The organism is Bacillus sp. FSL P4-0290, from assembly GCF_037975435.1.
Lineage (GTDB): Bacteria > Bacillota > Bacilli > Bacillales > Bacillaceae > Bacillus > Bacillus subtilis.
This window is the reverse complement of the sequence record NZ_CP150253.1, coordinates 74,283-88,097: the sequence shown is the minus strand read 5'-3', so window position 1 is coordinate 88,097 and position 13,815 is coordinate 74,283. Positions and strand designations below refer to the sequence as shown.

Here is a 13,815-nt window from a genome sequence, read left to right as displayed (position 1 = left end):
GAGGTGAGTATTATCCTACTTTTGCATTTTGAAGCTCTTTTGCCTCAACTTCAACCGTAAATGCATCTAAAAGCTGTACAAACTCTTCTCTCGTCTCGCAATGATTGATTTCATTACGAACGTTCGCATTGCCTTTCACGCCTTTCAGATACCATGCAGCGTGCTTTCTCATTTCTCTTACCGCTACGTTTTCACCTTTTAAGTCAATCAGGCGGTCAAGATGCAGTTTGCATACGGCCATTTTTTCGCGTACTTGCGGCTCTTCTTTTAATTCACCTGTTTCAAGATACTGAACCGTACGGTAAATCATCCACGGGTTGCCCAATGCAGCGCGTCCGATCATGACCCCGTCTACTCCTGTCTCATCGAGCATACGCTTAGCATCCTGCGGTGTCTTAACATCGCCGTTTCCGATAACCGGAATCGATACTGATTGTTTTACTTCTTTGATGATATCCCAGTTTGCCGTTCCTTCGTACATCTGCACTCTCGTACGGCCGTGAAGCGCAACTGCTTTACCACCCGCACGTTCTACAGCCTGTGCATTTTTCACTGCGAAAATGTGGTCTTCATCCCAGCCCATTCTCATTTTCACTGTAACTGGTTTATTAACAGCATCCACTACTGCAGAAACCATTTCGTAAATCTTATCAGGATCGAGAAGCCATTTGGCTCCCGCATCGCATTTTGTAATCTTCGGCACGGGACATCCCATGTTAATGTCAATGATATCAGCAGTTGTGTTTTGGTCTACAAACTTCGCCGCTTCCACAAGGGTTTCCTTTTTTCCTCCGAAAATTTGAAGGCTGAGTGGTTTCTCACGTTCATCGATATAAAGCATACCCATTGTTCTTGCATTGTTGTAAAGGATCGCTTTGTCACTGACCATTTCAGCGCATACCAATCCGGCTCCGAATTCCTTTACAGTCAATCTGAACGCAGAGTTGCAGACACCAGCCATAGGTGCGAGCACAACCCGGTTTTTCAATTGAATATCTCCGATTTTGAACAATTTTTCTCCTCCTTTCATTTGTTCTATTTTTCTGGCGGCGCCAATTCGTCCGCACTTATATTTAAAACATCTGCTGCATCTTGAATGATGGCAGCTGACGGCAATCGGTTTCCGCGTTCAATTTCGCCGAGAATAGAAACTGATATACCTAATGCTTTTGCAAATCCTTCTTGAGTATAACCTTTCAGCTTTCTGAATGCACGAATTCGTCTACCCCAGATTTCTGCTTCCATACTCTTACACCTTCTTGGTCTGTTTCGGCGCTTGTAGCCTCTTTTTCAACCTGCTGGCAAATTTCCGCAAGCGGCGCAAGGACAAACAAACGCTCATACATTCTCGGATGCGGAACAATTAGTTGCTCTGTTTCAATATTTTCACGATTAAATAACAAAATGTCAAGGTCTGCCGTCCGCGGCCCCCATCTTACTTCCCTTGTTCTGCCTAATTCATTTTCTATCTGCTGCGTCAGTTCAAGGAGTTCAAAAGGGTTCAATGATGTCTTGATTTCAACAGCCATATTCAAAAATTGAGCTTGATCTTCGTATCCGACCGGGTCAGTTTCGTAAATAGACGACACTTTAGTGACTGTCACCGCAGCATGCTGATGCAGTGAAGCCACTGCTTGCCTTAAATACGTTTCTCTATCTCCAATATTAGATCCAAGTGCAATATAAGCTATGTTGTTCATGACTTTTTTCTCGTAATTTCAATTGCTACTGATTTATAGTGTCCGGGAATTGGCGGGTCTGGCTTAATCACTTTCACCGTACATTGCTGAACAGGCTGAAATTTTTCGAGAACAGTGCCAGCAATACGTTCCGCCAGCGTTTCTACCAATTTTACAGGCTCCCCTTCCACGATATCTTTACATACGTGATAGAGCTCAGCATAGTTGATCGTTTGCTCAAGGTCGTCTGTTTGTCCGGCTTTGCTTAAATCCAGCTCAGCGGTTAAATCGACTTTAAACCGCTGGCCAAGTTTGTTTTCTTCTTTGAACACACCGTGATATCCGTAAAACTCCATACCTTCTACATAAACTTTATCCATGGTGCACCCCTCCCTTATTCAGCATCGCGTCCATCATTTTCGCCATTCTGGCAATTTGCTTTACATCATGGACCCTGACAATGTCACAGCCTTTTTGAATGCCGAGACACACAGTCGCGCCTGTGCCCTCAGCCCGCTCCTCAGGCGGAAGATCCAGAACACGTCCGATGAATCTTTTTCGGGAGGTTGCCAGAAGAACCGGATACCCCAGCCCGCTGAAAATCTCTAGTTTGTTCATTACTGCCAAGTTATCGTGATAGGTTTTCGCGAAACCGATACCGGGATCAAGAATAATGTTCTTCTCGTCTACTCCGGCCTCAACAGCAATTTTTACACTCTCCATTAAGTCCGACAGCATATCCGGCAATAAGTCATTGTAGTTTCTTTCAGGGCGGTTATGCATGAGTACAATTGGAACATTATGTTCAGCTGCAACGGAAGCCATCTTCGGATCATGTTTGGCTCCCCAAATATCATTGATAATGGATGCACCGGCTTTCACTGCTTCATCTGCGACAGAAGCCTTGTACGTGTCTACAGAAATAGGAACACCAAGCTCTTTCGTAATCCGCTCAATCACCGGAATGACTCTGGACATCTCCTCATCCTCAGATACGCACTCAGCGCCAGGCCTTGTCGATTCCCCTCCAATATCAATGATATGGGCACCATCATCGATCATCTCTTTCGCGTGCAGCAGCGCCTTGTCCAAGCTGTCATATTTTCCGCCGTCCGAGAAAGAGTCAGGCGTTACGTTTAAAATTCCCATCACCAGCGTCTTCTCTTTATATGATAAAGCGCTGGGCTTAGTGTGGATTACTTGTGTTTGATCTATTGTGTGCTGCGCCATGCTCTTCCTCCCTTTTCATGAATCATGTTCTTTATTTCTTTTTTGTATAACAATTGAAGAGCGGAGGTTGCTTCTCCGCTTTGGCTTCCATAGTTTACTTCTTCTATTTTAGTAAACGGGATGATTTCAAGAACCGAGTTCGTCATCCACGCTTCGTCAGCTGTCAAGAGAGCTTCTAGCTCATATCGGCCCGTTTTGAGCTCCAGGCCGATATCCTTTGCATTTTCTATGATAAAACGTCTCGTGACGCCGTCCAGAATACCAGTATCAAGCGATGGCGTATAGATACAACGACCTTTTCTCCAAAAGACATTAGATATGATACCCTCTGCAACAGCTCCATCCTCCGTTAAGAAAATTCCCTCGACACGCGGATCATTTCCAATTTCCCGTTTCGCATACATATTATTTAGATAATGATGAGATTTTAACCGGAACGATCCCTCAGGAGTGTTTCTCCGTATCGATAAAACCTTCCCTTCTTTTTGCAAAGGAAGGCTTTCTGGTTTCAGCTGATTCACAAAGCATAAAACGGTCGGCTTATCGTACGTCTGGGCGACAAAGCCTTTATCGCTGATCCCCGCTGATATGTTCAGTCTGACGCGGGCATTGCCATCCTTGATGTCATTTAGCTTAAGCAGCTTGTCCAGCATCTCAAGGATCTCATGCTTTGAAACAGTATATTCGATTTGCAGATCCTTAAGCGCGCGTTCAAGCCTTTCTATATGCCAATCAAGCAAAAACGGGCAGCCTTCGTAGAGCCTGAAGGTTTCGAAAACACCGATCCCATATAAAAACCCATGGTCAAAAGGAGAAAGAACTGCATCTTTCTCCTCCATATACCGGCCGTTCACATATATCATCACGCAATAACTTCCTTGCGATATGTTTCAATAAAATTTCTGAGCATTTCTTTCCCAAAGGAGGTCATAATAGACTCTGGGTGAAATTGCACGCCCTCTATCGGGAGGTCATTGTGGCGAATAGCCATGATTTCTCCTTCTTTCGTTTGTGCTGTTACTGTAAAACAGCTTGGCAGCGTCTCAGGTTTTACGATCAGCGAGTGGTATCGCGTCGCAACAAGGGGGTTTTTCAACCCTTCAAAAATGGTTTTGCCGTCATGCTCGATATCCGAGGTTTTCCCGTGCATAAGCCGTTCTGCCCTAACAACATCACCACCGAACACTTGCGCGATGGACTGATGTCCGAGACATACACCGAAAATAGGAATTTTCCCTGCGAAATGTTTAATTGCTTCGAGGCTGATTCCCGCCTCATCAGGGCTACACGGTCCGGGAGATATCATCAGAAAGTCCGGAGACAGTTCTTCAATTTCTTCGATTGTGATGCTGTCATTGCGTTTCACAACCAGCTCTTCCCCAAGCTCGCCCAAATACTGTACCAAGTTGTACGTGAATGAATCGTAGTTATCAATCATTAAAATCATTTCTCCGCTCACCTCATCTAATTTTTGTCTCTTCTTTGCTCAGCTCTAATGCTCTTTGCATCGCAAAAGCTTTTTTGAATGATTCCTTGTATTCGTGCTTCGGAACAGAATCAATCACAACTCCTGCGCCGGACTGCATAAATGCCTGCCCTCCGGTTGCATAAATGGTTCGAATGACGATATTAAACTGCAGATCGTGATTATATCCAAACCATCCTATAGATCCAGTATAAAGCCCTCGGCGTGTCGGCTCAAGTTCTTCTATAATTTCCATCGTTCTTACTTTCGGTGCACCAGTAATGGTTCCTCCGGGAAACACAGCATGAATAATATCTACAGCATCATACCCATCCTGCAGTTCACCTTGGACATTAGACACAATGTGCATCACATGCGAGTATTTTTCAATTGCCATGAATTCATTTACGCGCACAGACCCGTAACGTGATACTCTTCCCAGATCATTTCGCTCAAGATCAACCAGCATGACATGTTCCGCGCGTTCTTTTTCATTGTGTATCAATTCGTTTGCAAGCGCCTCGTCTTCTTCATTTGTTTTCCCTCTGGAACGGGTGCCCGCAATCGGTCTCGTCTCTAATAGCTTGCCCTTTTTGCTGACAAGCAGTTCAGGCGATCCGCAAATGATTTGGAAATCAGGTGTTTCTAAATACGCCATATAAGGAGAAGGATTTACTTCTCTCAAGGTTTTGTAAATTTGATATGGGTGGGCAGACAGTGACTGTGACTGCCTTATTGATAGATTGACTTGAAACACATCTCCGCTGGCAATGTATTGTTTGATTTTCTCTACAGCTTGTGAGAACCCATCCTCGGTAAATGGCGCCGCGAAAGAACCATCTGTTTCAGGGTTCATCTCTCGCGAAGAGACAGCGGGAAGCTCAGTCAGCCACATCTGCTCTAACTCAGATAGCTTCACATCCGCTGTTTCCTGATCAGAACCATTAACATGAGTAATCAGCCATAGAGACTCTTCTTGATGGTCATAAACTGCTATATCATCAAAAACAAGAAAATAAATATCTGGTGTTTCTAGATCATCTAATGAGAGCATTTTAAAATTTTCAATGTACCGTGCGTAATCATAGCTGAGAAACCCGATTGCCCCGCCTTGAAAGTCAGGGAACTCATGATTCGTTTCTGTTTCCAGCGTTTTAAACCAGCTGTGGAAGGCCCGTAATGGATCACCTTCTTTAAACAGCATCTCATCACCATGCTTAATTGTAGTTATTCCGTCTTTTCCTTTCACAGTCGCAATTGGATCAAGACCGGCTATACTATATCTGCCGCCTCTTGCACTTTCGAGAAGTACATGATGTTTCCGGGATTGCGCAAGTTTCTCAAATTGTTGTAAGAATGAGTCTTTTTGAAAAGGTATTTTTTTGCCTGCCGGTCTGCGTTGTGCCATTTGTATCATTCCTCTATTTTCTTTTTTACTTGTTTTTAATTGTAAAGCAATGTTGTTAGTGAAAAAAGTGAATTTCTCTTCCAAGAATAACATTCGTCGCAGACATGGCATATTTGATGCACGAAATATAAAAAAACTCCCGGCGGACCGGGAGTTTTGGCTTTTTTAATCGAATTGATACAGCGGCGTGCTTAGATAACGTTCGCCGTTACTTGGAATGATGGCCAATACTTTTTTGCCTTTTCCGAGTTTTTTTGCTACTTGAAGAGCAGCATAAATTGCTGCACCTGATGAGATGCCTCCGAGAATTCCTTCTTCACGTGCAGCTCTGCGGGCATATTCGAATGCTTCTTCATTCTTCACAGGGAAGATTTCATCATATACTTCAGTGTTTAAGATGTCCGGCACAAACCCAGCTCCGATTCCCTGAATTTTGTGGGGGCCTGGTTTTCCTCCTGAAAGCACTGGGGAATCTGACGGTTCAACAGCATAAATCTTAATGGAAGGGTACGCTTCCTTCAGCACTTCGCCCGCTCCCGTAATCGTTCCGCCCGTTCCGATTCCGGCTACAAATGCATCAAGCTGGTCATCACCGAATTGCTCAACGATTTCTTTACCCGTTGTTTGGCGGTGAATTTCTGGGTTAGAAGGGTTGTTAAACTGCTGCGGCACAAAGTATCCGTGCTTTTCAGCAAGCTCTTCAGCTTTCTTAATGGCACCTTTCATGCCTTCCGCACCAGGAGTCAGCACAAGTTCAGCACCGTATGCGCGAAGAAGGTTGCGGCGCTCCATGCTCATTGTATCAGGCATAACCAAAATGGCTTTTAATCCTTTAGCAGCAGCAACCATTGCAAGCCCGATTCCAGTATTTCCGCTTGTCGGTTCAATGATTGTATCACCGGCTTTTAATTTTCCTTCTTTTTCAGCCGCTTCAATCATGGCTAAACCGATACGGTCTTTTACACTGCTTCCAGGGTTCATGTATTCAAGTTTTAGATATACATCCGCACTGTTTTCATCTGCAAGGCGATTTAATTTAACGATTGGTGTATTCCCAATTAATTCAGTAATGGAGTTTGCTACACGTACCATTCTCGACACCTCAATTTCCGACTATTTGTATTGGTATTATGTATATAATCTATCAATTTCAAAATTTTTTGTCAATCACTTAGTACTTTTTTCCCCATAAAACCAAGATACATCGGCTTCTTTCCAAAGTGTCTTAACTGTCGCTTTATCGCCTAGCTGATCCATTGCGATTTGCCGTCTGATCTGGTCCTTTACTTCATCAAATGAGAACGTTCTTGCCTTTAGTTTTTCTTTCAGCTGGATAATGGCATATCCGTTGCTGACCTTTATTGGTTCCTGAGACCATTCATCCTCTTTGAGTGTTTTCGCCTCTTCAATGTATGCTGATGGAATGTTGTCTGATGCCTCCGTGACAAAACCTAAATCTCCGCCGTATGGTGATGTATATCTGTCAGTGGATCTTTCGGCAGCGACAGCTTCAAAGCTTGATCCGCCCTTCAGTTCTTTCAGGACTTCTCTCGCTTCTTCTTCATCTTTTACAACAATATGCCGAATTCGATACGAATCATCAAACTGATATAGTTCCTTATTTTTATGATAGAATGATTCCAATTCTTTGTTTGAGATATCGATATCCCTTGTTAACAATTCCTCAAGGAGGATATTATAACGAATTTGGTCTTTCCACTCTTTCTCCGTCGTATGTTCATCTTCGTAAAAGGAATTATTGACCGCTTTAATCAGCAAAAACTCACGATCAACTTCGCTTTTGGATATTTTAAGGTTGTTCTTTTTAGCCAGCTGCTCAACAACTCGGACATTGATCATATCTTCAAGCGTTGACTTACCATACTGATCTTCCATTTCTTTCAGCCATTCTTCTCTTGTCACACTCTTGCCCCCGATAGTCGCAATAGACTCACCGGATGACGATGCGCCGGCTTGGGATTTCGTCAGCGTATATGCAACAGCAATACAGCAAACCAACAGCGCCCCTAAAATAATGGTCCAGATTGTTCTTGATTTCAAACCTGCTTTCAGCCCCTTTTCTCAAATTAAAAACCCGCTAAAGAGCTTAGCGGGTAGTTTGGTCACGAAGCCCTTCCAGCTCTTCTTTTGTAAATAAGTACTTTTCATTACAAAAATGGCATACTGCTTCGGCTTGTCCATCTTCTTCTATCATATCTTGAATTTCTTTTTTGCCTAGTCCTAAAATGGCTGTTTCGAACCGTTCTTTTGAACAAGGGCAATGGAATCTGACAGGCATCGTTTCCAAAATCTCAGGTTTCTCGCCTAGGACTTCTTCTAAAATTTCTTCTGGTGTCAGCCCTTTTTGGATGAGCTTAGAAATCGGCTCTACTTGAGATAGACGCTGTTCAATTTTTGTGATTGTTTCATCATCTGTTCCCGGCATCAGCTGAATAATAAAGCCCCCTGCCGCAAGAATGGTATTGTCAGGATTTACGAGCACACCTACGCCCACTGATGAAGGAACCTGCTCAGATGACACAAGATAGTAAGTAAAATCATCTCCTAATTCTCCTGAAACGATTTCTACTTGTCCTGTGAAGAACTCGCGCAAACCTAAATCTTTTACGACACTTAACGTTCCGTTTGTTCCAACCGCACGTCTGACATCAAGCTTGCCTTGTTCATTTAAATCAAAATGAACTTGCGGGTTAGAGACATAGGCTCTGACTTCTCCTTTGGCATTGGCATCAGCTACAATAGCTCCGATCGGACCTCCGCCCTCGATTTTCACGGTCAGCTTATCATCGCCCTTCAGCATAGCGCCGAGCATAAGTGAAGCTGTCATTGTGCGGCCCAATGCAGCGGATGCTGTCGGCCACGTACCATGGCGTCTCTGCCCCTCATTTACCATATCAGTCGTTCTCGCTGCATAAGCCCGAACTTTTCCGTCATACGCAAGTGCTTTTACTAAATAATCCATTACTAAACCTCCTATACACTTCCTACGCGGTTTCTTTCATAAATCAATTCCAGCCCTTTAAGGGTTAAGAATGGATCAACGATGTCTATACAATCTGATTCGTTTGCAATGAGCGGCGCCAGGCCTCCTGTCGCAATGACCTTTGGTTCCTGTTTTGCCTGCCATTTCATTCGCTTAACGATTCCTTCCACTTGGCCGACATAGCCAAATAAAATCCCAGATTGCATCGCGCTAACAGTGTTTTTTCCGATAATATTGTCGGGCCGGGTGATTTCGATACGCGGAAGCTTTGCTGCACGCGAGTAAAGCGCCTCTGTCGAAATTGTAATCCCAGGGGCAATCGCCCCGCCCATGTATTGTTTGTTTTCATCAATATAGCAGTACGTTGTGGCGGTTCCGAAATCGACAACAATTAATGGATTGCCGTATAAGTGTATCGCAGCGACAGCATTTACGATTCTGTCTGCCCCCACTTCTTTCGGATTGTCATATTTTATATTTAAACCGGTTTTCATACCTGGACCAACAATTTGAGGCTCGATATGAAAGTATTTTGTGCACATTCTTTCTAACGCAAACATGATTGGCGGCACTACTGACGAAATAATAATGCCATCTATCTGTTCAAACATAAGCCCGGAGTGATCAAATAAGGAGCGCAAAATCATCCCAAACTCATCTTCTGTTTTATGCCTGCTTGTTTCTATACGCCAGTGATATTCTAATTTTCCATCATGATATACACCAAGTACAGTATTGGTGTTCCCCACATCGATAACCAGTAACAACCTCTATCACCACTTTTGAATAGTTTCTCTACTTTACTTTTTACAAACATTCTACAATACCATACACGATCAGCGGCTCATTTGTAAACAAATCGATACCAGAATTGGATGATTGCAAAAGCCGCACCTGAGCCCATAATTTACATAAAAAAACTGCCAGCGTCAGCCGGCAGTTTTTTTAGAAAGAAAGCGGATTACTCTTTCGTATCGTCTTTCTTTTCTTCTGTTTTTGTCAGAATGTTTACTTTCACATCATCGTTCTTTTCATCATCTGAGAAATTACGCTCAGGTAATGTTCCATGATCGATAAGGTGTTTGATCTGTTCAGCGTCAAGCGTTTCAACTTTCAGAAGCGTTTGGGCAATCAATTCAAGCTTGTCACGATTTTCAGTCAGGATTTGTTTCGCACGCTCATAACATTCTTTGATGATGCGCTGAATTTCCTGATCAATTTCGTAAGCGATTTGATCACTGTAGTTCTGTTCGTTGTTGAAATCACGGCCTAAGAATACCTGACCGCCCTGAGACTGTCCAAATTGCAACGGTCCCAGTTTTTCTGACATACCGAATTCCGTAACCATTCGTCTTGCAATATTCGTCGCACGCTGGAAGTCATTGTGCGCCCCTGTGCTGACTTCACCGAAGATAATCTCTTCAGCAACACGTCCGCCCAAGAGGCCGACAATTTTATCAAGCAGCTCCGGCTTTGTTTGGAAATAACGGTCTTCTCTTGGCAGCATAACAGCATAACCGCCAGCCTGGCCCCGAGGAACAATCGTTACTTTATGAACCATATCTGCCTCATCTAAAACGAGACCGATAACGGTGTGTCCGCCTTCGTGATAAGCCACGATATTGCGTTCTTTCTTGGAGATAACGCGGCTCTTCTTAGCGGGTCCGGCAATTACACGGTCCGTCGCTTCGTCAATATCACGCGCATCGATTTTTTTCTTGTTTTGACGAGCTGCTACAAGCGCAGCTTCATTCAAGAGGTTTTCTAAGTCAGCGCCCGAGAAGCCTGGTGTTCTCATGGCAATTGATTTTAGGTTAACCGTTTCATCCAGCGGTTTGTTTCTCGCATGGACTTTCAATACAGCTTCACGGCCAATGACATCTGGGCGGTCCACTGTGATTTGACGGTCAAAACGTCCCGGACGAAGTAAGGCTGGGTCCAAGATGTCCGCACGGTTCGTCGCAGCAATGATGATAATTCCTTCATTAGCGCTGAATCCGTCCATTTCAACAAGCAATTGGTTTAGCGTCTGTTCACGTTCATCGTGTCCACCGCCGAGACCAGCGCCACGCTGACGTCCGACTGCGTCAATTTCATCAATGAAGATCAAACAAGGCGCATTCTTTTTAGCATTTTCAAACAAGTCACGCACACGGGAAGCACCGACCCCTACAAACATTTCAACGAAATCAGATCCGCTGATGCTGAAGAAAGGTACGCCGGCTTCTCCTGCACAAGCCTTGGCAAGCAATGTTTTACCGGTACCCGGAGGCCCCACTAAAAGCACGCCTTTCGGTATTCTGGCGCCAAGCTCGGCAAACTTGCGGGGATCTTTCAGAAACTCAACAACTTCAACAAGTTCTTGCTTTTCTTCGTCAGCCCCTGCAACGTCTTTAAATTTGACGCGTTTCTTTTCCTCTGTATACAGCTTCGCTTTACTCTTGCCAAAGTTCATGACACGGCTGCCGCCGCCTTGAGCCTGATTGAGCAGGAAGAAAAACAGAATAAAGATAATGACAAATGGGATGATGGTCGTCAGGAACGTCACCCATCCGCTTGTTTCTTGAGCGGGCTCAACCTTTACGTCTGTCTTTTTCAAAGCGTTAAATATCTGGTCTGCTCCCTTTCCTTCAGGAACATGAGTCAAAAAGTATTGATCTTTGTCGTAGTTTTTCAGCTGCCCTTTTACCTCATAAACACCTCTGACAGGCTGAACCGATACGCTATCAACTTTCCCGTCATCCAGGTTTTTGATGAACGTACTGTACGACATATTTTCTGTTTTCGGATTTGAGGTCTGGAAGTAGCTCACAACCCCGATTACTACTAATAAAATAAGTAAATAAAAAATGGTATTACGGAAGACCCGATTCATTCCTTACCTCCTCCCACAGTAAGCACAACTATGTTCAATAGTACCATAGAAAATCATTCCAATACAAACAATAACCATCTCGGAAGCAGGCTGCCGATCAGCTTTCATAAACTGCCGGTTTTAACACTCCGATATAAGGCAGATTGCGATAGCGCTCAGCATAATCAAGTCCGTAACCCACTACAAATGCGTCAGGAACTTCAAAACCGACAAAGTCTGCTTTGATGTCCGCTTTTCTTCCGCTCGGTTTATCCAAAAGGGTAACAATCTTAATTGATTTTGCTTTACGGTATCGGAAGAGCTCTACGAGATAACTTAAGGTTAACCCACTGTCGATGATATCTTCAATAATTAAGATGTCCCGGCCCTCTACAGATGTATCCAAATCTTTAATGATTTTGACTTCTCCAGAAGAAACCGTAGAATTTCCGTAGCTTGATACATCCATGAAATCCATTTCCAAATATGTATCAATATGCTTGATAAGATCCGCCATAAAAGGAAGTGCTCCTTTTAACACACCGATTGCCAACGGAAATGTATCTTGATACTCGCTCGTTAATTCTGCACCTAACTCTTTTACTTTCTTTTGTATCTCTTCCTCTGAGATCAGTACTTTCTCGATATCATGTTTCATCATGATTTTGCTTGCCCCCTACACTTTTCATGCTGTCTATATTGTAATACAATGCGGTCGCTGTTTGGAATCACAAGATCTTCAAAAATTGATTTTTTCAAGCCAGGTATCCAGATAATTTCACCGCTTGCGTCCGTCACAATCGGCCAGTTGTCTCTTTCTTGGAGAGGCAGTTTCTTATCAATAAATATATCCTTTACCTTTTTTGAGCCGTTCATCCCTTTTAGTTTGATCCGGTCTCCAGCTTTTCTCGTCCGGATTGTTAAGGGAAATCGCACCTTTTTTTCACTTGTGATAAAAACAGCATTCCCATGTTCTTCAGGCGAGTCCGCATAATGCTTTGCCTCTATCAGATATCCATTAGGGAGCACTGCCGTTTCATCAGCAGCTCCGCTAATTTGGTATTCAAAGGGAACATTTTTGCACTGCCATTGTTCAAATGTAAACAAACATGTCTGATATGATTTGACCACCTTCAGCCCTTTCGGAAAGTCCAGTACTCCTGAAGGACCGCCATTTTCCGCCCAATCGAGAAACTGCTGAATGTGATGGGCCGAAAAGGATGATGGAACGTTTTCATAAAGATAGTTTAATATTAGTTGAACTCCTCTTCTTTGTAAAGGCATCGGGAGGGCAAGCAATTGAGAGGAATTGATTTCAACTGATGTATTAGACTGGCTTGTGATTACTTTATTCATTTCATCTTTCGTTAATGACTGTAAGAATTGCTCATCTTCCGTCAGTGCTTCACTCACTTTCTGAAACCTTTTATGCACATCCGGAGATTCCTGCTTCAAAAACGGGAGCACTGTTTTTCTGAATCTGTTTCTTGTGTAGTCATCTTTGGCGTTGCTTTCATCCGTCCGGTAGCTCAAGCCGTTTTCACGGCAATAGTGAAGGATCTCTTCCTTTGTAATGGTTAAGAACGGCCTGATGATCCGCCCCGTCCCAAAACGTCTAACCGGCTGCATTCCCGCAAGTCCCGTTCCAAGCGTACCCTTAGCCAGTTTCATAAGTATTGTTTCAACCTGATCATCACCATGATGCGCAAGAGCTAGATAGTCCGCTTGGTGCTTCGACATGATTTCCTCAAAAAACTGGTAGCGGCAATCGCGTGCTGCAGCCTGCTTATTGAGTCCTTTTTCCTGTGCATATGCGGTTACATTGATTTGAGCCGTTTCGCACACGAGCTGTTCAACTTTACAATAAGCTTGGACAAAACGCATGTCCTCCTCGGATTCCGCACCTCTGAACCGATGGTCAACGTGAGCTGCAATAACATTCGCTGAACGGCCGCATAACGTATGCAACGCGTGAAGAAGAGCCATTGAGTCCGGACCGCCGGAAACGCCTACAATGATTGTCGCCCCTTTTAACGTAAGATTGTGTTTGTTTAAAAAATCTTTGACACTTTTCACAATGTCCTCCTCACAATGAGCAGGTATTTTAAAGATATTCATATCCTAACACTTTCAACCCCTCCAAGCAAAGAAGAAGCATAGGCTCTGCAGTTTGCA

The 13,815-nt window shown here is 43.8% G+C and carries 15 protein-coding genes; all 15 read right to left on the bottom strand.

All coding sequences use genetic code 11. The annotated features are described in order from the left end of the window. Positions 1-10: 10 nt before the first annotated feature. Positions 11-1,012, bottom strand: coding sequence for a tRNA dihydrouridine synthase DusB (gene dusB / locus MKY10_RS00475; RefSeq protein WP_014475588.1), 1,002 nt, complete (start codon positions 1,010-1,012; stop codon positions 11-13). 23 nt (positions 1,013-1,035) lie between these two features. Beyond that, a complete protein-coding gene (locus MKY10_RS00470) occupies positions 1,036-1,245 on the bottom strand; it encodes a helix-turn-helix transcriptional regulator (RefSeq protein WP_003226678.1) in 210 nt (69 codons plus the stop codon). Continuing rightward, complete coding sequence (gene folK / locus MKY10_RS00465) at positions 1,197-1,700, bottom strand: 2-amino-4-hydroxy-6-hydroxymethyldihydropteridine diphosphokinase (protein ID WP_003226679.1); 504 nt, start codon at positions 1,698-1,700, stop codon at positions 1,197-1,199. Before folK ends, MKY10_RS00470 begins: the two co-directional genes overlap by 49 nt. After that, positions 1,697-2,059: a dihydroneopterin aldolase gene (gene folB / locus MKY10_RS00460; RefSeq protein WP_014478613.1), complete on the bottom strand. Its 363-nt coding sequence runs from the start codon at positions 2,057-2,059 to the stop codon at positions 1,697-1,699. The genes folK and folB overlap by 4 nt, the downstream gene beginning before the upstream one ends. Next, entirely contained in the window at positions 2,052-2,909 is an 858-nt protein-coding gene (folP, locus tag MKY10_RS00455; protein ID WP_003242672.1) for a dihydropteroate synthase, read from the bottom strand. The genes folB and folP overlap by 8 nt, the downstream gene beginning before the upstream one ends. Next, the gene (gene pabC / locus MKY10_RS00450; RefSeq protein ID WP_003244544.1) at positions 2,891-3,772 is read right to left on the bottom strand and encodes an aminodeoxychorismate lyase; all 882 of its coding nucleotides are present in this window, start codon (positions 3,770-3,772) and stop codon (positions 2,891-2,893) included. Before pabC ends, folP begins: the two co-directional genes overlap by 19 nt. After that, entirely contained in the window at positions 3,772-4,356 is a 585-nt protein-coding gene (gene pabA, locus MKY10_RS00445) for an aminodeoxychorismate/anthranilate synthase component II (protein ID WP_014475585.1), read from the bottom strand. The genes pabC and pabA overlap by 1 nt, the downstream gene beginning before the upstream one ends. 13 nt (positions 4,357-4,369) lie before the next feature. Beyond that, complete coding sequence (locus tag MKY10_RS00440) at positions 4,370-5,782, bottom strand: anthranilate synthase component I family protein (protein WP_044052656.1); 1,413 nt, start codon at positions 5,780-5,782, stop codon at positions 4,370-4,372. 165 nt (positions 5,783-5,947) lie between these two features. Next, positions 5,948-6,874 carry a cysteine synthase A gene (gene cysK, locus MKY10_RS00435; RefSeq protein ID WP_003218399.1) on the bottom strand — a complete coding sequence of 309 codons (927 nt, stop codon included), beginning with the start codon at positions 6,872-6,874 and terminating at the stop codon, positions 5,948-5,950. 75 nt (positions 6,875-6,949) lie between these two features. After that, a complete protein-coding gene (locus tag MKY10_RS00430; RefSeq protein ID WP_003226693.1) occupies positions 6,950-7,843 on the bottom strand; it encodes a peptidyl-prolyl cis-trans isomerase in 894 nt (297 codons plus the stop codon). 46 nt (positions 7,844-7,889) lie between these two features. Then, the gene (gene hslO / locus MKY10_RS00425; RefSeq protein ID WP_003226695.1) at positions 7,890-8,765 is read right to left on the bottom strand and encodes a redox-regulated molecular chaperone HslO; all 876 of its coding nucleotides are present in this window, start codon (positions 8,763-8,765) and stop codon (positions 7,890-7,892) included. 11 nt (positions 8,766-8,776) lie between these two features. Next, positions 8,777-9,553 (bottom strand): type III pantothenate kinase, encoded by a 777-nt coding sequence (locus tag MKY10_RS00420; protein ID WP_010886388.1) that lies wholly within the window; start codon positions 9,551-9,553, stop codon positions 8,777-8,779. Between the two features lie 194 nt (positions 9,554-9,747). Continuing rightward, on the bottom strand, positions 9,748-11,661 hold the full coding sequence (ftsH, locus tag MKY10_RS00415) for an ATP-dependent zinc metalloprotease FtsH (RefSeq protein WP_003243881.1): 1,914 nt from the start codon (positions 11,659-11,661) through the stop codon (positions 9,748-9,750). A 97-nt stretch (positions 11,662-11,758) separates the two neighbouring features. Further along, a complete protein-coding gene (hpt, locus tag MKY10_RS00410) occupies positions 11,759-12,301 on the bottom strand; it encodes a hypoxanthine phosphoribosyltransferase (RefSeq protein ID WP_003226700.1) in 543 nt (180 codons plus the stop codon). Continuing rightward, complete coding sequence (tilS, locus tag MKY10_RS00405; protein WP_061891274.1) at positions 12,298-13,716, bottom strand: tRNA lysidine(34) synthetase TilS; 1,419 nt, start codon at positions 13,714-13,716, stop codon at positions 12,298-12,300. Before tilS ends, hpt begins: the two co-directional genes overlap by 4 nt. Between the last annotated feature and the right edge of the window lie 99 nt (positions 13,717-13,815).